This window comes from Pelorhabdus rhamnosifermentans (assembly GCF_018835585.1).
Lineage (GTDB): Bacteria > Bacillota > Negativicutes > UMGS1260 > UMGS1260 > Pelorhabdus > Pelorhabdus rhamnosifermentans.
The window spans coordinates 42,785-66,502 of record NZ_JAHGVE010000019.1 but is presented as its reverse complement, the minus strand read 5'-3'; the positions used below and the strand labels follow the sequence as shown (position 1 = coordinate 66,502).

17 protein-coding genes and 2 riboswitches are annotated in these 23,718 nt (G+C 41.4%); all 17 genes read right to left on the bottom strand.

Annotated elements, in window-relative coordinates:
- Positions 1-2: 2 nt before the first annotated feature.
- Positions 3-1,025 carry a FecCD family ABC transporter permease gene (locus tag Ga0466249_RS18840; RefSeq protein ID WP_215831029.1) on the bottom strand — a complete coding sequence of 341 codons (1,023 nt, stop codon included), beginning with the start codon at positions 1,023-1,025 and terminating at the stop codon, positions 3-5.
- Positions 967-1,950: an ABC transporter substrate-binding protein gene (locus Ga0466249_RS18835; protein WP_312889802.1), complete on the bottom strand. Its 984-nt coding sequence runs from the start codon at positions 1,948-1,950 to the stop codon at positions 967-969. The genes Ga0466249_RS18840 and Ga0466249_RS18835 overlap by 59 nt, the downstream gene beginning before the upstream one ends.
- 44 nt (positions 1,951-1,994) lie before the next feature.
- Complete coding sequence (gene cobI / locus Ga0466249_RS18830; protein ID WP_215831027.1) at positions 1,995-2,696, bottom strand: precorrin-2 C(20)-methyltransferase; 702 nt, start codon at positions 2,694-2,696, stop codon at positions 1,995-1,997.
- A 52-nt stretch (positions 2,697-2,748) separates the two neighbouring features.
- Positions 2,749-3,621, bottom strand: coding sequence for a sirohydrochlorin cobaltochelatase (locus Ga0466249_RS18825; protein WP_215831026.1), 873 nt, complete (start codon positions 3,619-3,621; stop codon positions 2,749-2,751).
- A 250-nt stretch (positions 3,622-3,871) separates the two neighbouring features.
- A riboswitch (cobalamin riboswitch) is annotated at positions 3,872-4,054 on the bottom strand.
- A gap of 168 nt (positions 4,055-4,222) precedes the next feature.
- Positions 4,223-5,482, bottom strand: coding sequence for an ABC transporter ATP-binding protein (locus tag Ga0466249_RS18820; protein ID WP_215831025.1), 1,260 nt, complete (start codon positions 5,480-5,482; stop codon positions 4,223-4,225).
- Positions 5,479-6,519 carry a FecCD family ABC transporter permease gene (locus Ga0466249_RS18815; RefSeq protein ID WP_215831055.1) on the bottom strand — a complete coding sequence of 347 codons (1,041 nt, stop codon included), beginning with the start codon at positions 6,517-6,519 and terminating at the stop codon, positions 5,479-5,481. The genes Ga0466249_RS18820 and Ga0466249_RS18815 overlap by 4 nt, the downstream gene beginning before the upstream one ends.
- Before the next feature lie 22 nt (positions 6,520-6,541).
- On the bottom strand, positions 6,542-7,495 hold the full coding sequence (locus tag Ga0466249_RS18810; protein WP_215831024.1) for an ABC transporter substrate-binding protein: 954 nt from the start codon (positions 7,493-7,495) through the stop codon (positions 6,542-6,544).
- On the bottom strand, positions 7,492-8,463 hold the full coding sequence (locus Ga0466249_RS18805) for a TIM barrel protein (protein WP_215831023.1): 972 nt from the start codon (positions 8,461-8,463) through the stop codon (positions 7,492-7,494). Before Ga0466249_RS18805 ends, Ga0466249_RS18810 begins: the two co-directional genes overlap by 4 nt.
- Before the next feature lie 146 nt (positions 8,464-8,609).
- A riboswitch (cobalamin riboswitch) is annotated at positions 8,610-8,791 on the bottom strand.
- A gap of 83 nt (positions 8,792-8,874) precedes the next feature.
- Positions 8,875-11,976: an efflux RND transporter permease subunit gene (locus Ga0466249_RS18800; RefSeq protein ID WP_215831022.1), complete on the bottom strand. Its 3,102-nt coding sequence runs from the start codon at positions 11,974-11,976 to the stop codon at positions 8,875-8,877.
- Positions 11,973-13,064 (bottom strand): efflux RND transporter periplasmic adaptor subunit, encoded by a 1,092-nt coding sequence (locus Ga0466249_RS18795; protein ID WP_246588871.1) that lies wholly within the window; start codon positions 13,062-13,064, stop codon positions 11,973-11,975. The genes Ga0466249_RS18800 and Ga0466249_RS18795 overlap by 4 nt, the downstream gene beginning before the upstream one ends.
- Before the next feature lie 248 nt (positions 13,065-13,312).
- The gene (locus tag Ga0466249_RS18790) at positions 13,313-14,155 is read right to left on the bottom strand and encodes a DUF6282 family protein (protein WP_215831021.1); all 843 of its coding nucleotides are present in this window, start codon (positions 14,153-14,155) and stop codon (positions 13,313-13,315) included.
- Between the two features lie 26 nt (positions 14,156-14,181).
- Entirely contained in the window at positions 14,182-15,525 is a 1,344-nt protein-coding gene (locus Ga0466249_RS18785; RefSeq protein ID WP_215831020.1) for an MFS transporter, read from the bottom strand.
- A 675-nt stretch (positions 15,526-16,200) separates the two neighbouring features.
- Complete coding sequence (locus tag Ga0466249_RS18780; RefSeq protein ID WP_215831019.1) at positions 16,201-17,916, bottom strand: methyl-accepting chemotaxis protein; 1,716 nt, start codon at positions 17,914-17,916, stop codon at positions 16,201-16,203.
- Between the two features lie 460 nt (positions 17,917-18,376).
- Positions 18,377-19,393, bottom strand: a complete 1,017-nt coding sequence (locus tag Ga0466249_RS18775) for an ABC transporter permease (protein WP_215831018.1) — start codon at positions 19,391-19,393, stop codon at positions 18,377-18,379.
- On the bottom strand, positions 19,393-20,892 hold the full coding sequence (locus Ga0466249_RS18770) for a sugar ABC transporter ATP-binding protein (RefSeq protein WP_281422674.1): 1,500 nt from the start codon (positions 20,890-20,892) through the stop codon (positions 19,393-19,395). The genes Ga0466249_RS18775 and Ga0466249_RS18770 overlap by 1 nt, the downstream gene beginning before the upstream one ends.
- Before the next feature lie 77 nt (positions 20,893-20,969).
- A complete protein-coding gene (locus Ga0466249_RS18765; protein ID WP_215831017.1) occupies positions 20,970-21,944 on the bottom strand; it encodes a sugar ABC transporter substrate-binding protein in 975 nt (324 codons plus the stop codon).
- A 408-nt stretch (positions 21,945-22,352) separates the two neighbouring features.
- Positions 22,353-23,438, bottom strand: coding sequence for a GntR family transcriptional regulator (locus Ga0466249_RS18760; RefSeq protein ID WP_215831016.1), 1,086 nt, complete (start codon positions 23,436-23,438; stop codon positions 22,353-22,355).
- Positions 23,439-23,718 lie beyond the last annotated feature (280 nt).

Sequence of the window (23,718 nt, the reverse complement as noted above, 5' to 3'; positions counted from 1 at the left end):
TCTTATGGCTCCTTTCGCAGTAAATAAAGAAAAAACGGTGCCCCGGCAAAAGCCATAATAATGCCTACAGGCAGTTCAATTGGAGCAAACAGCGTCCGCGCAAATGTATCACTACAAGTAACGACGGCAATACCCAAGAAGGCTGAAGCCGGAATCACGTAGCGGTAATCAGAGCCAATCATCAACCGCGCGGCATGAGGTACAACTAAACCAACAAAGCCCAAGAGACCTGCTACACTCACAGCACTTGCCGCCAAAAGCGCCGCAACCGCTGTCATAACGAGTCTCGTCCGTTCCACCGAAAGTCCCAATCCTGTTGCTATATCATCGCCAAGCTCCAAAATGTTGAGCTTTCTTGCACTCCATAGGGCCAACAAACCTCCGCCAATCGAATAGGGCAACATGGCAAACAAATGCGGCCAACTGCGCGCTGAAAGCCCGCCCACCATCCACATGAGCGCTCCATGCACACGATCACTAAAAAAAACTAACAGTCCCGCAATGCCTGCGCCCAAAAACGCCGAAACGGCGACGCCGGCCAGTATAATACGAACGGGCCGAATGCCGCCTTTCCACGCTAAAATATAGATAACACTTGTTGATGCCAAAGCTCCAAGAAAAGCAATAGGCGTCAGTAAATACTCCCAATGGGGGAAAATAATCAAAACAAGCATGCCCGCCAGTCCCGCCCCTGACGATACGCCAATAATATGGGGATCAGCCAAAGGACTTTTCATAATAGACTGCAAGATAGCACCTGATAAAGCCAGATTCACTCCCACAAGCGCCCCCACCAGTGTCCGTGGCAAACGAATATTCCAAATGATTTGATTCGGCGGCCCCTGCTGCAAAACCGTCTGCGTAACATCATGAAACGAAATAGGAACAGCACCGCTCATTAAACTATAGAATATAGAACAAACAGCGGCAATAGCGATAAGACCCAGTACGCCGAGACGGGATTTGCTATTTGACACTTCCGTACACCTCAGGATAACTAATTTTAGCCATATATTCCACAGCATCAGGCATTTTCAAACCAGGATTCAACAAAAAAAGTTGAGAAGGCAAAAAACTGACCTTGCCATTTTTCACGGCCCGCAAACTCGCCCAAGCCGGGTTACTCTCCACATCGGCTTTCATTCGCTTTTCAATTTCAGCAGCACTCCCCATAGTGACCACAAAAACATCATCAGGATCAGACTCCACAAGCTTCTCCAGGCTATAGGGTACGTTATCACTGTCTTCATTGAGTGGCGCCGTCCCTGACGCAATATTCGTTAGCCCCAACTTTTGTGCTATACTGCCAGCAATGGTCCGGTCCAACTGCACTGTCACACTTTTCGATGTAGCAAATAAAATCGCGACTTTGCGTTGCTTATCTGTAGGAATCTTATCCGTAATGGCCCGAATTTTTTGCTGCATATCCGTAATAATGTTTTCCGCCTTGGCTTGAGTACCTGCAATATTTCCTAGCAAACGAATGGTTTCTATGGTATCATCCAGTGTTTTATACTTTAAAACAAGCACAGGAATATGATTGCTCTCTAGTGCGGGTACTAAACTGTCATGCATGCCTTGTACGGCAATCACTAAATCCGGCTGAAGGGACACGACTTTCTCCAAATTGATATTATAGACAAAACCCACTTCAGGCAACTGAGTTGCTGCCTCAGGAATAGCCTCTGTTTTCGTGTTTGGCCGCCCCACAGCCTGACCACCTACGGCATAAAGCAAATCTAAAAAAGAGGGGGATAAAACAACAAGACGTTCCGGCTTCTTCGGCAATGTAACCGTTCGGCCCGTACTATCCTTAACAGTCAAATAAGCTTGCCCCGCCGTGTCTGGCGCAGAAGTCGACGAACCAGCCAAACAACCGGCACATAACAAAGCCACGATAAGCCAGCCAACCATCATGAGCAGCCGTTTATTTTTACTCAAAATACTCACATCCTTCTATCATCATAGAACGATGACACAGTTCTGATTTTTACTTAGCCGCGCCGCGCAATAATTGTCGACAAATAATTGAGCTTATGATCAGGTGCCAAATCAGATAAATTATAAACCACTTGTTCGTCATCAAGACCGCAACGACTAATCATGACCGCCTGTTTCGCAAAGCCATGACGTTTAAGTTTTTCTAGCAGTTGAGGGAAGTTTTTATAGACCTTCATCAATACAATATTATCAGCAGAGGCAAAGACCTGCTCCAATTTTTCATCGGCCATTGTTGCCGGAATAACGTTCAATACATCGTCTCCCTCTACAATGGGATAGCCGAGTTTGCTGCCAATGGCACAAAATGCCGTAATACCAGGAAGTGTCTCTATGGGATAACCTGCATCTTTAAGCAGACGAAAAACATAAATATAAGTGCTGTAAAACATGGGATCACCAAGCGTTAAGAAAACAACCTTTTTCCCCTGCTGGAGCAAATCCAAAATAATATTTTTATTATCTAACCATGCATCAGTCAGTTGTTCCGTATTAGAAACCATGGGAAAAACAAGCTTAACAACCTTTGCACCTGCTTTTAAATAGGGTGTAGCAATGGTAAGTGCCACACTATTTTCTTTTTTCTCCGTTTTCGGCGCAATGACTACATCGGCCTGCTGAATCGTATGAATCGCTTTTAATGTTAATAGTTCGGGATCGCCGGGTCCCACTCCTACTCCGTAAAATATTCCTGACATATTTATTTACCCCTCCACTTTATATTGATTTTCCTGTTAGTCAGCCATTTTTTTATGTGTTACGGGCTTGTCCATGATTGGCAATGGCATCTTTTAGCCGCTGCATATAAAGATCCTGAACAGCTACATTTTCACCAATTCCGTGGATATACGTATCCACCTCGAACCCCGCAGCAAGTAACTGGCTCTTATGCGATTCTTTATCGGCACCAGCCATATCATTGTTGGCATGGTCCCCTGCAACCATCATCAGTGGAAACAGAGTGACTTTTTTTATGTTTTTCCCTTTCATTTGTGCAATAATCTCTTCTAAATTAGGTGTTCCTTCGACTGTATAGATCCAGGTATTTTTCCAGCCTAATTCATTAATGCGATCCTGCATAACCGTATAATAAGCATTTGCCGGGTGAGCTGTACCATGCGCCATGATTAATATAGCCTCATCATCGCCCTGTTGACCGGGAAATTCTGTCTTTACGGCATTCAGTGCCGGAATAAAGTCATCAGGCTTATTTGTCTGTCCCATGTAATAAAAAAGCGGCAAAGCTAAACTCATCTTTTTAAAAGAGCCTTGGTCTTTCCACATATTGAAAACACGTGTGTCATAGTCATATTCGAATCCTGGAATAACATCAAGAGACATGATTGCCACTTTGGTATAACCTTCATCAGCCAATTTTTGCATAGCCTGCTCAGGCGTATCCACATCAATTCCATCGCGTTCCTTTAAAACTTTAATCACCTTATGAGCGCTAAATGCCCGGCGAACTTCCCAATCCGGATATTCAGCACGCACTCGATTTTCAATGGCTTCAATGGTCACTTTACGACTATCAGCAAAAGTTGTTCCAAAACTACAGACTAAAATAGCCTTTTTTTCAGATTCTGGCTCTTGCTGCTGTTCATCGGCATAAGTCGTAGTCATATTGAAAAACCGAAAAGAGTAGAAAACATCAATGCCGTCATAACAAATAAAACCCTTTTTTCATATGAATTCACTTACCTTTCACGAATTTAAATTTTTCGATACTCTAATAACTCCTTGTCAAAAGGCAAGGAGAAGGTTTGGCAATAAGAAAAACCTTCCTGAACGACTCAAGAAGGTTTAGATGACTAGAAAAATCTATAAAATAAAAATTCCAGTCTAATCCCCTCCCCATCGCTCGTGGGTATATACGGTGATTGTTAAATAGGCAGTTCTCCTGACTTTGGATCATTGCTCACCCAAACCTTCCCAAGACAAGATATCTCAGTGGTAAAAATTGGGTTTACTTCCCATTACAGTGGCGGGACCGCGCCGGTATCACACCGGACTTCCCTATTAAGCCTCAAAGGGCACCTATTTCGATCATATGAAGTTTTGTGAAAGTTAGAAACTATATGCTAAATATAACATGTGTCAACAAGCAAGTCAAAAAATTTTTCATAACATTCTTTAGCTTCTATAATACCTGTTAACAAACGCCATGCAGCATTATAGACAAAAAAAGGCTTTCCACCAAGGGTTACCCGCCATCTGTATCTCCTCAGATTTCCTCATTATGATCATTCTCCAGTTGTCGAATAAACTGCTTCCATGTCATAACAGTAACTTGCGGCAAAGCCACCAGCTCACCATACAAACGAGTAGCCTCACCCCCTGTAAAGTCCCGTTGCTCAAGCGGCGACTCTTCGATAACAATCAATTTTTTAGCGCTAAATGCCGCTTTCAAATTATCAAGATTTTGCGCGCCATAATACAAGTTGCTTAAAACGACCCAATCAGCTTGGGCTATTTTTTCACGATTTTGCCTGCCAAAGGCTTCATCATTGACACAGAAAGGCTGCCCCAGTACACAGTCCACACCAAATGCCTGAGCTACATGAGCATCGGTGTCACCATACTGAAAAACACCGCCGCTTAAGGAATAGGATTTTTCATGCAACAGGCGAACCAAATTACCAGCGGAACCACCGCCACCAATGACATGAACTTTTTCTTGCCGCCGCGATACGCCTGTAGCCGCATAAGTATGAATATCTAAATTTCCTGTCACTTCATTAGTAAAAACAGTCGAGTGCAAGCCATAAGCCTGCTGGAGATTTTCTTTTGTAATAACAGCAGACGGCTGATCATCAGCAAGAATCGTCCCCTGGGCTACAAGCATCAAACGCGTACAAAATTTCGCCGCTAATTTAAGATCATGCGCAACCATAAGAACGGTCTTCCCTTCTTGACACATGACCTGACAATAGCGAAAAATTTCCTCTTGATAGACTAAATCCAAACTCGCTGTCGGCTCATCAAGAAAAAGAAGGGGGGTTTCTTGTGCAAGCACCTTGGCTAATAAAATCCGCTGCCTTTCGCCGCCTGATACGTGCTGTACTACCTTATCTGCTAAATAATCAACACCTGTAAAAGCCATATATTTTCGAGCAATTTGAACATCTTCATCACTTTCATTCTCCCACCATTTTAAATAGGGATAACGGCCGGCTAAAACAACCTCTAACGCCGTAAACTGAAAGTCTAAATCAATCTCTTGCTGCATATAAGCAACGCTTTTCGCCAATTTCCTATCACTCAAACGCTCAAGAACCTCATCAAGTACAATAACGGTTCCCGTTGCCAAAGGCAACAAGCGTCGTAAACCCTTGAGCAAAGTGCTCTTTCCTGCTCCATTCGGCCCGATAATGCCGATAAATTCACCTTGCCCGGCAGAAAAATTTACATGCTCAAGAATCTTTTTATTCCCCAAACAAATCGATAAATTCTGTGCAGATAAAACGCTAGTGCTATTGTTCACGATAAGATCCCCCCGTTCGAGGCCTTACGCAATAAATACAAAAAATAGGGAGCCCCTAGTAGAGCCGTCATAATCCCTACGCGAACTTCAGTTGGTGCAATAACTAAACGCCCAATTGTATCACAGGCAATCAAAAAAAAGCCGCCAGCTAAAGCACAGGCAGGTAATAACACCCGATGTTCCGGACCAATTAAGAGGCGCATCATATGAGGCACTACGAGTCCAACAAAACCGATGGTCCCGCTGACACAAACGGCGGCTGCCGTTGTCACCGTCGTAATAAACAGAAAAATAAACCGAAAAACAGCGACAGGAACACCTACTGAGCGAGCTTCTTCTTCTCCCAGTACTAAAATATTAATATGCCTAGCTAACAGACATAATAAAGTGATCCCAACCAAAATAGGCGGTGCAGCTAAATAAACATGCTCCCAACGCCGATAATCTAAGCCGCCAACCGTCCAAAATAAGAACTCACGCAACCGGGCTTCATTCATAAAAGTTAAAATACCTGATGTCAGCGCCCCAAGCAGCATACTGACGGCAACACCCGATAATAGTAAGACCATAACCGGTATTTTTCCTTGATGCATAGCCATAAAGAGCACTAACGCCACAGCAAGCAAAGCACCAAGTAAAGCAAACAAAGGAGTATAAAAAACACCTGCCGTTGAAATGCCTGATGCCACAGCAATAACAGCCCCAAAAGCCGCACCACTCGATACACCGATGATGCCAGGATCAGCCAGAGGATTACTCAGCACCCCTTGCATGACAGCACCTGATACACCCAGTGCTGCCCCAACCAGTAGGCCGACAAGAACGCGTGGAAGACGAATCTGCCAAATCACAGCGACTTGTTCCTGCGTAAATCCAGCTTGATGAAAACCGGGAATACTCAGTTCATGTCCTAAAACAGCTAGTGTTGCAGAAAGCGGAACAGAAACCTGTCCTAGCGCTAATGAAACCAAGACCATTCCTATCACAAGGGCACTCAGCCCTAAAAAAAGCACGGTTTTATTGAACTTTCTTTTCATTTCTTCCAGTCCTTCTTGACTATTACTCAAAACAATCCGGATAAGCCGCACTGGCAATATCCTTGACACCTTCCACAATATACTGTGAAGTACAGTTTAAATGACGATCAGGTACAGTAAAAAGATGATGCTCACGCACCGCTTTAACCGTCTGCAAAGCGGGATCTTGCTGCACATTCTCTTTAAACTGCTGAATATCTGTTTTCCCTGTATAATCCCAAGTTGGCATAAAAAACATATCTGGATTGGCTTGTACAATTTGTTCCTTAGAAAGGATATCGCTCCGGCCAAGCCCCACACTTGATGCGGCATTTTTTACGCTGGCATAACGACAAATATCATCAAAAGTACTGCCCACGCCGCCCGTGCCGCCCATCAAAGTGTACATTAAAACTGTTTTATGTTTATCGGCTGGAGCATTTTGCAATTTTTGAGTGATTTTATCTAGCTCCCCATCCATCTGAAGTGTTAGCTGCTTTCCCATGGTCTCTTCACCAACCGCTTGAGAAATAGCTTCAATGACTTGCTTCACTTCAGCAATGGTGCCAGGTGCTTTATAGACATATACGGAAATACCGGCATCTCGAATCGTCTGAATCAAATCCGGTGATTGCCAGTCCGCCATAAATACCAAATCAGGCTGCAAGGCAATGATTGATTCGGCATTATCTTTGATTCTGCGCGGAATCTGTTTGGCCTGTTCCGTAACATTCGATATACCGCTATTATCAGCTAAATAAGTGAGTGCTTCGATTCGATCGGCAGCAACTAGATCCACCAGAATTTCATCAGAAGCAAGCGAAACGGAAACTATTCGCTGCGGCTTTTGGGACATTGTCATCGAATAGCCTTGACTATCCGTAATTTTATAACCTGCCGCTTCCTGATCCTTTTGGGCCTGTTTTCCATTGCACCCGCCAAGGAACAAAGATAAACAGAACAACAAAAGCAACTGCCATGTCATGACGCGTTTCATGAATACACCGTCCCCATCCGAAGTGCCTGTTGTTGGCATACAATTTTTTGTACCCAATCATTCAGTGACGCCTGCACAAATTCATGTACTAAATAATCTGGCTGTACATACTCAATGATACGCCGAACCTCCGGCGTGGTAAAGGGCAAATGTTCATCAATTTTTAGCACATGGCTCATGACATCTTGTGGGGTATATTTGTCTTTCAGCGGAAAATTCCTGCTTTTCCTTACATAAACACTTGATAAAGATCGATGCAAATGAATGCCTTTCACATAACGGTCATAAGGTTCCAGTTCACGTAATGTCTGCAAAATGTAATCAACACCTTGCGTTTCTGTCGCTAAATGAAGATTCGTATTCATCAAATGGCCTGTATCAAGCATAATCCCCACATTCCGTGGTTTGACCCCCGTAAGTAACTTTTCGGTCAACTCGGGATTGCGCAAGGTTAAACCCGGCCACCACAGATTTTCAAATAACAGGGTCGTTTCAGGAGGTATGACATCTGCAATTTCATTGATAATCTCAATGGCCGCTTCAATAACCTCACCATCAGAAGCACTGAATTTCCAACTAAAAAGTTCCGGCGAACGGGCATTACTCACATGAAAGACAAGATACTTTGCACCCGCGCGAACAGCCAGCCGAATATTCCGACGATATAAGTCCAGCCATGCGTCACGCGTAACACCGCCAAAACAGACCCTAATTTGATCATCACTGCCAAATTCCCGCAGCAAAGCCGGGCGATTCCCCCGCCAAAAATCCAGCCAACAGGGCCAAAATCGCAAATGAACGCCTTGTATCCATTGTTTTTTATAAATATGCTCATCCCATGGTTCAACAAATATCATCTCCAAGCCGTCCAGATGATAATGATTTAAAAATGCCTGCAAACACTCCGCGTTATGATGAACAAATTCTCCATCCGAGTAATAATTAGACAAATTGGTTAGTTGCAACATCCTTTTTCACCTCCATACAGACATCTTCTAGCCTAGTATAGCAAGAGGAATAAAAAAGACCTTCTTGACAACCGCAAGAAGGTCTAACTAACAAATGACAAACAAAATTTTTGACCTAATCCCCTCCCCATCGCTCGTGGGTAAATGCGGTGACTGTTAAATAGGCAGTTCTCCTGACTCTGGATCATAGCTCGCCCAAACCTTCCCAAAACATTCGTTTCAGTGGTCAATCTTGGGTTTACTCCTCATTACAGTGGCGGGACCGCGCCGGCATTGCACCGGACTTCCCTATTAAGCCGCAAAGGGCACCTATTTCAATCCTATGAAGTTTTATAAAATAAACAACTTTAAACTTATTTATACCACTTATAAATAAAGAAGTCAAATAATTTTAGAAGATTCGCACTTTGTTTAGTCATCTTGCTTGAAACGCGGGAGTTTAATACGGCTTTCCGTGTCGGGATGAATCCGAAAACAAGCTGCATAAAGAGCAGGTAAATACAGAAGCGTTAGAACAGTGGCAATAAATAAACCGCCCATAATAGAAATAGCCATAGGACCCCAAAACGGACTCACTGCCAAGGGAACCATACCTAAAATCGCCGCCAAAGCGGTTAACATAATCGGACGAAATCGCAAGATCGTCGAATCAATAATAGCATCCCAAGGCTTTTCACCTTGCGCCAGATGCTGATCAATTTGATCCAATAAAATAACGGAATTACGCATAATCATTCCGGCTAAAGCCAATACCCCCAGTTCAGCTACAAACCCCATGGGACGATGAAAGATAAACAGGAACAAATTCACACCAATCATGCCAAGAGGGGCTGTCAACAGTACTAAAGCCATTTTCCCCATATGCTGCAGTTGCAACATCAATAAAATGACAATCGCAGCAACCATAATCGGTAAAGTCTTAGCCAAAGAACCAATAGATTTCGTACTATCTTCAGCACTCCCACCAGGTGTAATCGTATAACCGAATGGAAGTTCTTGCCGCAAATCTTTGAGCTGAACATCAATATCCTTGACTACGTCATTGCCAAGAATCCCTTTGGCAACATCGGCTTGCACCGTAATCGTCGGCTCAAGACCCCGGCGCCAAATCAGACCATTTTCCCCTTCATAACTCAACTTGGCTATCTGTTCCAGCGGCACATAACGACCATTCGTCGTCGGAATATTTAAGTCTTTGAGTCTCGACAAATCCTGCCGATCCTGCCCAACAGTCCGAAGAACTATATTAATTAAATTATCCTTTTCCTGATATTGCGTAACAGGAAGTCCAGAAAGATTGGTTTGCAAACTTGTAGCAAGCGTTTGACTATCTATCCCCAGTGCCCGCGCCTTATCCTGATCAATATCCAGATGAAGCACTTTACTCTTTTCATACCAATCGAGGTTTGTTTCCGTCACTGCCGGATACTGTGCAACAATGCCCCGTACTTGTTCGGCAAAGCTCCGCACGACTTCAGGATTTTCACCAGAAACACGAAACATGACAGGATACGCCGCTGGCGGTCCATTTGACAACACACTCGTCCGAATTCTTGCTTCGGGAAACTCCGAACTTATTGTACCATTAATCCGTTCTGCCAAACGATCGCGCTCTTGGTCATTTTTCGTCAAAACAATGAGCTGAGCAAAATTATCGGCATTAAGCTGCATATCCATTGTTAAAACAAAACGCGGCGATCCTTTACCAACATAAGAAGCAAAATTAACGACAGCTGGATCTTGCTTTAATAGCTCGGCAAGCTTAGCTGCCTCTTGATCCGTTGCTTGAAACGAAGAACCTTCAGGCAAGGTCAGCTCGACAATTAGCTCCGGTCGCAGCGAGGTAGGAAAGAACTCCTGAGTAACGAGACGCCCAATTCCGAGTGACACAATAAAAGCGGCCAGTGTTGCAACAATCACTAGTTTATTGTGATGAAGACAATGATATAACACCTTGCGAAATATTTGTTTAAACTTTCCTTCTGAGTTTTCTTGTAGATTCTTACTTGAATCTGATTCTGTCAGTGGTTTAATTTTTAATATATGATAACCAAATAGCGGAATAACCGTTACAGAGACTACCCAAGAGGCAAGTAAAGCAATAGTAACAACAGAAAATAACGTTCCTGTGTATTCTGCCGCCTTGCCTGTTGAAATAGCTACAGGTAAAAATCCCGCTGCTGTAATCAATGTTCCTGTCAGCATCGGTTTCGAGGTGACAGTATAGGCATAGGTCGCTGCTCGAAACTTCGTCCAACCTTCTTCTAATTTTAATTCCATCATCTCAATCGAAATAATCGCATCATCCACAAGCAGTCCAAGGGCAATAATAAGCGCTCCGAGCGAAACTTTATGAAGATTAATATTAAAAAGCTTCATAGCTAAAAAAGAAATGCAAATAACAAGAGGAATACTAAGCGCTACAACAAATCCTGCCCGTTTGCCCAAACTAAGAAAATTGACACCCAAAACAATAATAATAGCAAGCAGCAGCGTTTCAACAAATTCATTAATCGAACTCCGAACCACTTTCGGCTGATCTGATACTGCATGAATTTCCATACCCAAAGGCAATTCCTGTGTTATTCGTTCGATTGTTTGATTTAAATGATCACCAAGATTTAAAATATTGCCGCCATCTTGCATAGACACAGCCAATCCGATGGCTGGTTGCCCGTTATAATACATTTTCGGTTCCGGTGGATCGGCATAATCCCGCTTTACTTCAGCTATATCCCCCAAACGAAACAGACGATTATTGGCCCGAATGGCAATATTTTTGATGTCTTCTACATTTTGAAAAATACCTGTCACACGCATATAAACATTATCAGAAGTTGTTTCGACACGTCCCGCGGCATTCATAGCATTTTGCTTGCTTAACGTATCCACAATTTGCTGAGGATCAATCCCAAGAGCGGCTAACTTGTTATTTTCAAATTCTATATAAATTTTTTCGGGCTGATTCCCCTCTAATTCTACCTTGCCTACATCAGGCACTTCAAGCAGTTTCAAGCGAATGCGATCCACTTCAGTCTTCATTTCAGCAAAACTAAAGCCATCGGCTGTAACGGCATAAATCGAGCCAAATGTATCACCATAAGTATCATTAAACGAAGGTCCAATCACACCCTCTGGCATCGTACTCCACGTATCCTGAACGAGATTACGCACCCGCTGCCAGGTAGGACGGATATCCTGTATTCTCATGTCTTCGCTTAAATTAACAAAAATAACTGCGGCTCCCGGTCGTGAATAACTATTAATATAATCAAGACCCGGCGTCTCCTGTAACTTTTTTTCGATTTTATCTGTCACTTGTTCTTCCACTTGCTTGGCGGTTGCACCGGGCCAAGCCACTTGAACAATCATTTGTCTCACAGTAAATTCAGGGTCTTCTGATCGCCCCAGTTGAAAATAACTGAACGTCCCGGCAATGAAAAACAGCAAAACAAAAAAGAACACGACTTGCTGATGCCCTAAGCAGTACTCAGTGAGATTAAATTTTTTCATTGCGAGCCACCGTCCCAAAGGCGAACCTGCTGTCCCTCGACGAGTTTCTGAACTCCTGCCGTAACGATCGTTTCGTTACCGTCAAGACCTTGCAATACTACAACCGAATTATTACCATAATTACCGAGCTGCACAGTGCGACGGTGTACAACGTTCTCTTCTACAACCCAGACAGAAGGCGTGTCGTCTGTCTGATAAATGGCTGTAAGGGGCACTGAGATTTGCGCAGCCTCAGATCTGTTAAACTGAATTGTTGCCGACATGCCTAATTTGACGAATGGCGGCGGATTCATTCCGATCCGCACACGATAGGTCCGTGTAGTCTTATCCGCCTGAGGCGATACCTCTCTGACCTGACCAGGTACTTGAACGCCAGGCAAAGCCCAAAAAGTTACCGTCACAGGAGAATTTTTTGTAATCTCCCCCAAACGTTGCTCAGGAACAAAAATCTCTACTTCCAATTCGCCTGTACGCACAAGTGTCATCACAGACTGACCGGCTGCAACAACTTGCCCCGCTTCGGCAGAAATTTCCGATATAACACCTTCCTGATCCGCTTGCAAACTCCCGTAATCAAGTTGGTTCGATCCTTGGCTTAAGGATGCCAGGGCATCCCGTTCTTTTTGGTTCGCTGCCTCATATGTATTTTGCATTTGATCAAGTTCTGATTGGCTAATTGCCCCTTGATTATGAAGCGCTTGATAGCGCGCTAAATTAATTGCAGCTAATTCACGGTCCGAACGAGCCGCAGCAAGTTGCGCATCTAGGCGATTCGTGCCTAATTTTAAATCTTCCAAGTCAAGTTCCATTAATACATCGCCGGGATGAACAACAGTGCCCACATCGACGAAACGATTGGTAATCTTTCCACCCACACGAAAAGCCAGCTTATTTTCATAGCGACCACGCACTTCACCAGCATAAGTTGACAAATGTGTCCCCGCATTTTGACTGACATTCATCGTCTTCACAACAACAGGCGGCACCTGCTCAATTTTTTGCCCGCAACCTGCTATTAACAATCCCATAACACCAAGAGTCATTATCCAACCACGTAGATAGCGAATTCTTCTCTTTCCTTTCGTCATCAATTTCACTCCTATATCTACTCAATCTCTATACTCACTTACTGCATCACTTACAATAAATCTTAGCCTGGCATATATTTTTTATTTCTTCTTCCAAAGAACGTAATCCTGCCTTTACGACGGAAAATCATCTGCTGCATTGGACAGGTACTATAAATAAAATGAAGGCTCCCGAACATCGGAAGCCTTCATTTTATTTATTAAAAACCATCATCCACTCTTGAATATACAGAATAAAAAAAATCCATTTAAATGTCCAGCCCTAAAAGTTGTGCCGGATAAATCTTAGTCATCTTATCTATCTCTTCTGACGGAATACCTGCATCAGTCAGATATTGAATATATGAACTTAGAGCCTCACTCCATAACGGATTTTCTATCTGTCCACCGTCAGTAGAAATAATCGTTGTATCATAGCCTACTTCTTGAATAGCAGCTACATTGCGCTCAAAGTTGGATTCATAGCGCCCGCTCCCAATAGAACGAGCATAACAACGTTCGAAATAAACGCCATAAGGAACAAGTGCCTTTTGATCTTCAATCGATAAATTCACTGTGCGCCACTCAGGATGGTTTACAACAATCTTTTGTACCCCTTGCTGTTTTGCCGCTTCAACTACGCTAAAAATCTCCTGAGGTGCTAAATGTCCTGTTCCTAATATAATATTAGCAGCAGCTATTTTCTTGAAAATTTCAATCGCCTCAGATAAAACTTTCCCATCCCGAACGACTTCCACTCCGTCTGAAGCCCCTATCAACCGGCGTTCATGCGCCGAATAAGAGGTTGGCAGCCAGACACACTTTGCTCCCATGGCAATTGCCGTATCCACTGCAGCCACATTTAATCCGCCCATAGGAGGATTTAGTGTAATACCGCCAAAAACTCGAACTCCCGGAACAATTCGTTCAGCAATCCAAGCACGATCCATTGTTGGCACTAAATGAGATTTAATCATGATGGCCCGAGCTCCAACGCGTTTGGCTTCCGTCGCTAACTCAATATCATCGAGACGCCGCATACGAATATCCGGTGTCGTATGAATATGAAGATCAATAATCCCTTGTAAATTATTTTCCTGACATTGGCCCATAACAATAACCCCTCTTCAAAGAAATTTTAGTTCATTGAATTTTCCGTTACCCGTTTTTTGCTGAAAAAGTTCTTATAAACAAAATACGTAGCAGCCAAACTGGCTATCACACTATAAATAATTCCTAAATACCAGATCCCCAAAAATTCAGTGTAAAATGCACCACCGACAATCGAAAATCGCGCAGCCATAAACCCACTAAGAGTCAGCATAACAGCACCCATAAACTGACCAAAAGTATTGACCATTCCCATTAACATGCCACTAGTACGAATCGACCACAACTCGGCACCCACGGCATTCATCAGTGGAAACAAATTAATTAATATGCCCGAAATAAACGCTAAGATATTTAATAATAGCGGTGAAAAAATGGGAAAAGTATAAGAAAAATACATACAAATCATCGCAACTTGGGCTATCCAAATAACAACACTCCGATGAATCCCATGTTTCAAAGCAACATCTGAAATCAGCCCCACAACAGGCGTCCCCACTGCACGCCCCAGCACATAAATCGTAGCCGTTGTTCCCCCGGCGATCATTGCAGCCTCTTTACTCATCCCACCACTCTGCAAATAAAAATCCGTTGCATACATTACCAGCCAGGCTGGAACCAATCGCGTACCGACAGTAAATCCTGACCATACCATCGCAAAATTCCAGAATTCCAAACTCGTAACAGCTGCTTTAGCTACAGAAAAATAAGATTGCCCTTGTTCTTGAGCACCATCTTCTTGCTTTTGCACCGAAACCAGACCGATATCACTTGGATCAGACCTAAGAAATACAATTGCAATCACCGCAATCATAAACACAATACATGCCATAGCCAGTGTTGCACCATGCCAGCCGCCCAATCCAGCAAACGTACCCCCGTGAGCCAGCAGAATAGCAAAAACCGGCATAAGTAAAAAGGTCATAGCTTCACCCAATCCGCCACCTGCTCCTGAAAACATTTGCATAACAAACCCACGTTCGTGCTTGCTAAACCATTTATTTAACAACGATGCACTTGGAATAAACGCTGCGGCAGCCATAAAGCCCATCACAGTACGCCAAGCCACTGCTTGATAAAAGCTATTACTATAAGCAAAACCAACCATGCAAAGCGCTACGGTTCCAATACCAATAGGAATCACTCGCCTGCCGCCAAAAATATCCGTCGCAGTTCCCCACGGAATCTGCCCGATAGCATAAGAATAAAAAAATACTGAACCTAAAATGCCCAATTCGGGCTTACCAATATTCCAATCCACAACTAAATATTTAGAAATGCCTGTGTAATTCCAACGTACAAGTTCAGCTGTACAATAAACGAGCATACAAACGCCCAAAATTAACCAGCGGTAATTACTCTTATTCAACATAACTTTCCTCCCGAATTTTTGTAACTTGTTTTCGTCAAAACATAAAGCAACATATGTATACGGTATACCAACGATGTGAAATCCCTTTATTTTTTACACGATAAATACTCCCTTCGCAAACATCTTGGTATCCTGTATTCCAAACTAACACATTACTATATTCATTATTTTTTACTAAATTCCTGCTAATTTAGTTATCTTTTTAAAAATCCGACAATTCATAGTCTAAAAGCCACTTGCCAATCCGGCTATTATCCTGACTATTTTAAATAATGACTATTCGTTGAAACATCCGTATATTAAGGCAAAACTGTTTAATTTTCTTTTCAATAATTAAGTGTTAATATCTAGCTGCAAGGATATTAAGCTATTAAGAAAATGACAAACTACATTGTTCATATAGACAATTGAGCCTTGCCATTTATTTTAGGAGGAATTCAGATGACAAAAAAAAATAATCAACAAGTTGCTCAAAAACCCTTCATTGACTTATCCCAATTAAATCAACTCATCGCAAATTATTCCAAGAAAAAACATGTTGCCAAATAAAAACGTTAGCAAAAAGACCGATCAAAGATATCTTTGGTCGGTCTTTCTTGGCTAACACATACGCCCAGCCCCGAGCATTTTCTTAATTTTTCTGTATAATGACAGATAAATCATTAAGTGTTTTTTCTAGATTTGGAATTTGCCGACTGCTTCCCGGAGATTCATTGCAAGCTTGGCCAACGCTTGACTGGAAGAAGCAATTTCCTCTATTGATGCAGATTGTTCTTCCGTTGCAGCTGATACTGTCTGAGCCTTTTCTGTGCTTAATTTGCTCAGTTCATCAATCTGATTCACCGACTGAACAATTTGCTGACTGCCTGTTGTTACATTTTCTACAGCAACAGATATTTCCTTGGTTTGCTCCGATACTTTACTGACCAAAGCTGCAATTTCGCGAAAGACTTCTCCCGAAGCAGTGACTACTTTCGCTCCTAACTGAACTTCTTGAGTCCCATTATTCATAGCAGCTACTGCTCTATCCGTGTCGTCTTGAATTTCACCAATCATGGTGGCGATTTGTTTAGCAGCATCTTGTGATTGTTCTGCAAGCTTACGTACTTCTTCCGCAACCACAGCAAAACCACGTCCCTGTTCTCCTGCCCGTGCAGCCTCAATCGCAGCATTTAACGCCAGTAAATTGGTTTGCCCGGCAATACCCGAGATCGTATCAACAATCTGGCCAATTTCCTTAGAACGTTCTCCCAACTTGGCTACTACCGCCGCCGAGCTAGTAACTGTCCTTTCTATGGAATCCATCTGATTGACTGCTTGATTTACCGATTGATTCCCTTCATTGGCCTTATGAACGGCTTGCGTAGATTGCTTGGCTGCTTGATCGGTACTAACATCCACCTGCTTAATGCTCGTAAACAGTTGCTGCATAACGGCAGCTGTTTCATTTGATATATTCAGTTGTTTCTCAGCTCCCGTGGCAACATCCGTAATTGACCCAGCAACTTGGTTGACAGCCTGGGCCGACTGATCGGCACTAGCCGTAAGTTCTTCCGAAGAAGCAGCCAAATGTTCCGCTGATTCATTCACGCGGCGCATCAATTTGCGTAAACTATCTCGCATATTTATCAATGCATTCGCTACTTGCCCGATTTCATCTTTGCGCACAAATTTTCGCGGTTTATCCCTAAAATCGCCTGCGGCAAATTCTTCACACGTGAAAACCATATTTCTTAAAGGACTCGTAATAAGCTTGGTAATATATATCCCACTCACAATCAAGATTGCCAGGGATATCACTAAAATGCCAATCATGAGTGTCATTGCTCTTTGTAGTGCCGCTTGGTTATCTTTATTCATTTGTTCTGATATCGTTGTGTAATAATCCATAAGATTACGTAAACTAGAAGTAAGATTATTTGTTAAAGGTTCTACCGATTGCGTATACAAGGCATAAGCTTCGGCATTTTTACCATTCATGCCCAATTGAACCACTTGCGCCATGGCCTTATGATGATTTTCCATGGCTAGTTGAACTTTAGTCACTAGATCCTTCCCCTGGGTATTCATCGGCATTTTCTCAATATCGGCAAGTGCCGTAGTAATTTTTGCCGAACGATCTTCGATATTCTTTTGAAGGGTCTGATTCTTCTTTAAATCTGTAGAAACCATCAATTCTAATGTTGCCGCCAATAATCCTCGCACATTCGTAGCCGTTTCATTCACTAGCTTAACAGGAACCAAACGTTCCTGATACATCGTCGTTAAATTAGCACTAGACATTTGTAGATAATAATACCCCGTATACCCGATAATTCCCATAGCAAAGAATGCAATAATAATAAGTATACTTAACTTTTGACTGACCTTTAAATTTGCAAAATAATCCAATTTTGTTTTCTCCTTTAAAATAAAATACACACCAATTTAAACAAAAGTAATACATCCCATCCATCACTAAAGTTAGAATACTGTATACCAAAACTTCTAAAAATAACTCCAGTAAAAATCTGATAGAGTATATTGATTATATCTCTATCAAGCACTATCCATACCTCCTTTTATTTTAATACCCTAAATATTAGCTTTATATATATGTTATTCAATGTTTTTTTTTTAAGCCCTGCTATTTTTGCTGCCTCACTAATTATATCACTCACGATAAATAAGCTATCAATATAAAAATACACGACAACAAAAGTCAATATTCATTGATTTCATTTATAGAAAAACCCAGGTAACTAGTGGCATTACATCATTTATGCCTACTTCTAGCTACTTGGGAATGGCAGATTATAAAAATAACAAAAAATCATTAGATTGTGCTGGTTAAATACTTCCATTATAAATTTTATGCTTCTTTTTTCTTTCTGATTTCTTCGATAACAACAGCGAGAATAATGATAATACCTTTAACGAATCGCTGCGGTCCCTGCTGTACATCAAGTAAATTCAAGCCATTAGCAATGACACCAATGATTAAAGCACCAATTAACGTGCCTAAAATGGTACCTTTTCCTCCCAGCATACTTGTTCCACCAATAGCTACCGCCGCTATCGCATCGAGTTCATAACCATCAGCCGCCGTAGCAACTGCCGAACCCATTCTTGCTGTTAATAAAATAGCTGCTAAAGCACAACACATACCGGATGTAATATAGACCAGAATTTCATTTTTCGTGACGTTAATTCCGGACAATTTACTTGCAACTCGATTACCGCCAATAGCAAACATATGTCTGCCGAATCTTGTATATTTCAGTGTATAAGCCCCAAATGCAAAAACGATTGCCATAATGATAACAGGTTTAGGAACAGGACCGATAAAACCTGCTAAATCCGTAAATGCTGTCGGTAACTGATAGACAGGCTGTCCATTAGTAATCGTATAAGCCATTCCTCTAACCATCGTCATCGTACCTAATGTAGCAACGAATGGCTGCAACTTAATTTTTGAAATGAGGAAGCCATTGAGCCAGCCAATAACCGCGCCAATCACAATGCCAACCAATAATGCAACTGGAATTGCAAGACCAGCCTTCATACAAAGTCCAATAACTAATCCTGTAAAAGCCACGATAGAACCAACAGATAAGTCGATACCACCAAGTAAGATAACAAATGTCATCCCTACGGAAATGATCCCAATTACTGCAATTTGCTGCAAAATACCGAAAATATTACTTGTCGTCGCAAAATTCGGTGCAAAAATCGTCATAACCACAACCAAAATAATCAGTGCGGCCAGAACACCCAACCGATCCATCATTTCACCCTTACTGAACCCCAGCGTATTCTTCAACCTGTTTTCCGATTGGCCGTGTCCGATATTCAAATTACACGTTTTTTTCAACTTGCTTTCCAGCATTATTGTTCCCCTCCCGTAGCATAACGCATAATTTTTTCCTGATTTGCTTCTTTTCTATTCAATTCACCCGTAATCTCACCACGATACATCACAAGAATCCGATCACTCATGCCCAGAATCTCAGGTAATTCAGAAGAAATCATAATAATTCCCACGCCATTTTTAACTAATTCATTCATAATTTGATAAATTTCAAGTTTCGCACCCACATCAATTCCTCGTGTCGGTTCATCCATAATCAAAATTTTTGATTTTGAAATCAGCCATTTTGCGATAACGGTTTTTTGCTGATTACCACCAGATAAAGTTCCTGTTCTTTGCGTACAGCCAACACATTTAATTTTCAACTTATCAATAAAGGACAGGGCTTCAGCCACTTCCTTATTTAAATCCAATTTAAAAGGCTTTGATAAAAATTTTGAAAGCGTGCCGAGCGTAATATTCTGCTTTACATCCATAAGCAAAACGAGTCCCTCATCACGCCTATTTTCCGTAACAAAACCAATTTGATTTCGAATGGCATCTGCCGGTGATTTTATGCCTGCCTTCTTACCATCAATATAAATTTCACCAGAATCCAGTGGATCCATACCAAAAATGGCCCTCATAACTTCAGTTCGTCCTGCCCCCATAAGACCCGCTACGCCAAGAATCTCACCTTTTCGCAGTTGGAAGTTGATGTCGTTAAAAACACCCGCTCTCCTTAGATGTTTGGCTTCCATTAAAATGTCTCCCGCTTCGACTTCAATCTTGGGAAATTTATTGGTAATTTCACGACCAACCATCAGCTTAATCAACTCATCAATCGTTGTTTCACTCATCTTGCGCATGCCGACTGTTTCGCCATCCCGCATGACCGTAACACGATCTCCGATGATACTAAACTCTTCCAGACGATGTGAAATATAAATGATTGAAACGCCTTCCGATTTGATCTTATGAATAATTTCAAACAACGTGCTGATTTCTTTTTCTGTAAGTGCCGCCGTTGGTTCATCCATAATAATGATATCAGCCTGCACAGACAATGCTTTGGCAATTTCCACCATCTGTTGCTGTGCGATGCCCAGATCGGCAATAATCGTACGCGGACTGATAGCTACCCCCAAATAATCCAACATCTGCTGCGATTTTTCATACATCTGCACAAAATCTATTTTCCCTGGAACCTTGGTCATCGGTTCTTTTCCCAGAAACATATTTTCAGCAATCGATAGATACGGTACCAAATTAAACTCCTGATAAATAATGGCGATACCTAAATCTTCTGCATCTTTTGGTGAATGAATAGCTACCTTTTTCCCTTTACAAATAATTTCTCCCGAATCTTTCGAATAGGCACCCGCAAGAATCTTCATTAACGTGGACTTACCAGCGCCATTTTCACCAAGTAAAATCTGCACTTCCCCTTTTATTACCTCAATTCCGGCATTTTTTAACACCTGTACACCAGAAAAGCTCTTATTGATATCTTGCATCTGCAAAACGACTTCCGGCAACAGACTCTCCTCCTTACCACAAAACACGCCCTTCCAACTAACTTATGAAAAAGGCGTGTCCGCTAAGATTGATTCATTTATTTTAAATATTGGTCAACATTATCCTTATCTACAATAAGTGTTTTGATTTCATGCATGATGTTTTCCAGCTTTTCACCTTTGATGGCTTTATCACAATCTACGATTGTTTCCTCCCCGATTTTGAAAGGATTCGTATATACACTGGCTGTACAGATACCCGCTTTGATATCGCTCAAAGTATTTGGATTACCATCAATACCAATCGTAATAATGTCTTTCAATCCCAAAGATTTTGCAGCTTGTGCTGCTCCTAATGCCATTTCATCACTTAAGCCATAGAATACATTAATCACATTATTAGCCTGATACATATTTGTTGCTGCATTCATGCCTTTTTCACGTTCCCAGTTAGCCGCCTGTTTTGCAACAATTTTAATATTACTGTAATTTTTGGCAGCCTCTTCAAATCCACCACCTCTATTAGCAGTAAATACGCCTGGAAGGCCTTCAAGAATCGCTACATTACATTGTCTATCTTTATATTTAGTGCCAAGATACTCAGCAACGCTTTCTCCTGCCTTTTTCTGATTATAACCTACATAAGAATATACCGTTGTTCCTTGCACCTCATCCTGAGAATTGAAAACAATTACCGGAATTTTTGCTGCATTTGCTTTTTGCACAGCAATGGCCATCGTTTTATCATCTGTCGTACAAATAGCAATGGCCGCAACCTTTTTGGTAATAGCATCTTCCACATTTTTTAATAAGCCTTCATAATCATCTTCTTTTTGGGGGGCTGTAACGCTCACTTCATAACCAAGCTCTTTGGCTTTTTGTTTTGCGCCAGTGATCGTTTGTTCATAAAACGCACTTACCATGGTTGGCGGAATAAACGCAATCGTTTTATTCGGAACCGCTTTAGTTGCTTGTGTTGAATCAGAAGCTTGTCCTCCACACCCAGTTACTCCAAAACCTACAGCAGCTACCGTTAATAACACTACTGCCTTTTTGATCCATTGGTTTCTCATTACTTTTCCTCCTCAAAATTTAATCACTACCCATTTTTTCATTTCATTTGCTTTCCATGAAGATCGGCATAATTTCTATTAAAGATCCATTTCTGTTATTTCAAACTAAGCATTATTTAATTTTTAATTTAAAATATTTGCATTATTTTAACGAAAAATAAAAGTAAATTTGATTACCCTTCGATTGCCTGTATTTGTGCATTCGTTTTTACTATCGCCCCCTTTTTCTTCCGGTGATACAGTTGTACATTATTTTACGCATTAATAGATCATACAACTTTAATTTATTTATCATACAATTATATTTAAAGTATACTATTCAAAATATAATTTTTCAATACCGTTTTTCGGAAAATTGATAATTATTGCATCTTTCTGATATGCCAGTCGAAATTTATCCTCTAAAAATTAAATTTTACACACAGAACCTCTTTCGACAAGTTCCGGCTTAAATTTAACCGCTATATCACAAGGTTCACTTTTGATTAATTTCATTAAATTCTCGGCTGCAACCTTCCCCAATTCTTCTTTTGGATGAGAAAAGGTCGTCAATCCAACGGGTCCCATGGTTGCCAAATTCGAATTATCGAAACTGATTACAGAAACATCTAACGGTATTCTTTTATGGTTTTTCACAAGAACTTTCATCACTCTAAGTGCTATCTGATCATTATAGCAAACGACTGCAGTGCAGTTTTCCAGACGTTTAAATACCTGCTGCTCAAAATGTTCAGCAAATTCTATATCCAAATCTTCTGTCGTAAACCACACAATACGTTCTTCGCGCAGCAACAACTTGTTCTTCTTTAATTCGCTGGCATAACCTGCATAACGCAAATGTCCCTGCATATCATCTGATTTAAGCACTGCTGCAATTTGAGAATGATTCTTCTGCACTAAATAATCTGCTGCAGCCTTACCACACATAAAATCATCCATTGCAACATAGGGAAAAGACATTTCCTGATAACAGGCATGAATAAAGACACAGGGAATACCCTGCCGTTTTATTTGTTTATACAAGTCCATATTCAAATTTGGCAAACCGCTTTTCGTTGGTTCAATAATCAGTCCATCTACCCCCCTTTCAAGCAATGCCTCTAAAATTTTCGTTTCGTTTTCTACTTTATTGTACGTAATAGATAGCTGCATGGAATAACCGTTTTGTGTCAATATTCGGTCGATTCCTTGAATCACACTTGGGAAAATATAATCATCAAGATACGTTGTAATCACGCCGATATTCATCGTCGCAGCATGGGGAACAATTCTTGCCGATGCAACATAGGTGCCGCTGCCGCGTCTTCTTTCTAATATTCCTTCACTCTCTAATATACTCGTCGCTTGCCGCACTGTTTGCCTGCTCAATCCAAAAAAATGGCTCAATTCATTTTCTGATTGCAAACGATCACCGATACAAAGCGCATTATCAGCAATCTGCTTCTTTATGGCATGTACAACTTTTAAATACTTCGGCTCAGTCTTCTTGTTCATCCAGTATTGTTCCTCCACTTTTTTTCCTCACATTATCATATAAAAATTTTTATTGCAACTTTATAAACCAAAGATAGTCCCTCCTAGTATGCTTAAACATGAAATAATTGATGGACTCCAGATCATATTACGGTTGCATTTTAAGAATTCTGCATGACAATATCGCCAGATAATAATAGTTGTAATTTTCTATAAACAGTGCTATATTGAAAAGTAAGTTGTATGATGAATATTTTAAAGTTGTACTACATAATAATTAATAGTTTTGTGTTATTGTGAA

Bases quoted from the DNA above. Each gene is read 5' to 3' on its own strand.
- Ga0466249_RS18805 (WP_215831023.1), bottom strand. From the start codon at position 8,463: ATGTTGCAACTAACCAATTTGTCTAATTATTACTCGGATGGAGAATTT.
- Ga0466249_RS18775 (WP_215831018.1), bottom strand. From the start codon at position 19,393: ATGCTGGAAAGCAAGTTGAAAAAAACGTGTAATTTGAATATCGGACAC.
- Ga0466249_RS18765 (WP_215831017.1), bottom strand. From the start codon at position 21,944: ATGAGAAACCAATGGATCAAAAAGGCAGTAGTGTTATTAACGGTAGCT.
- Ga0466249_RS18815 (WP_215831055.1), bottom strand. From the start codon at position 6,519: ATGAAAAGAAAGTTCAATAAAACCGTGCTTTTTTTAGGGCTGAGTGCC.
- Ga0466249_RS18825 (WP_215831026.1), bottom strand. From the start codon at position 3,621: ATGACTACGACTTATGCCGATGAACAGCAGCAAGAGCCAGAATCTGAA.
- cobI (WP_215831027.1), bottom strand. From the start codon at position 2,696: ATGTCAGGAATATTTTACGGAGTAGGAGTGGGACCCGGCGATCCCGAA.
- Ga0466249_RS18800 (WP_215831022.1), bottom strand. From the start codon at position 11,976: ATGAAAAAATTTAATCTCACTGAGTACTGCTTAGGGCATCAGCAAGTC.
- Ga0466249_RS18810 (WP_215831024.1), bottom strand. From the start codon at position 7,495: ATGAAACGCGTCATGACATGGCAGTTGCTTTTGTTGTTCTGTTTATCT.
- Ga0466249_RS18840 (WP_215831029.1), bottom strand. From the start codon at position 1,025: ATGCTGTGGAATATATGGCTAAAATTAGTTATCCTGAGGTGTACGGAA.
- Ga0466249_RS18795 (WP_246588871.1), bottom strand. From the start codon at position 13,064: ATGACGAAAGGAAAGAGAAGAATTCGCTATCTACGTGGTTGGATAATG.
- Ga0466249_RS18785 (WP_215831020.1), bottom strand. From the start codon at position 15,525: ATGTTGAATAAGAGTAATTACCGCTGGTTAATTTTGGGCGTTTGTATG.
- Ga0466249_RS18760 (WP_215831016.1), bottom strand. From the start codon at position 23,438: ATGAACAAGAAGACTGAGCCGAAGTATTTAAAAGTTGTACATGCCATA.
- Ga0466249_RS18790 (WP_215831021.1), bottom strand. From the start codon at position 14,155: ATGGGCCAATGTCAGGAAAATAATTTACAAGGGATTATTGATCTTCAT.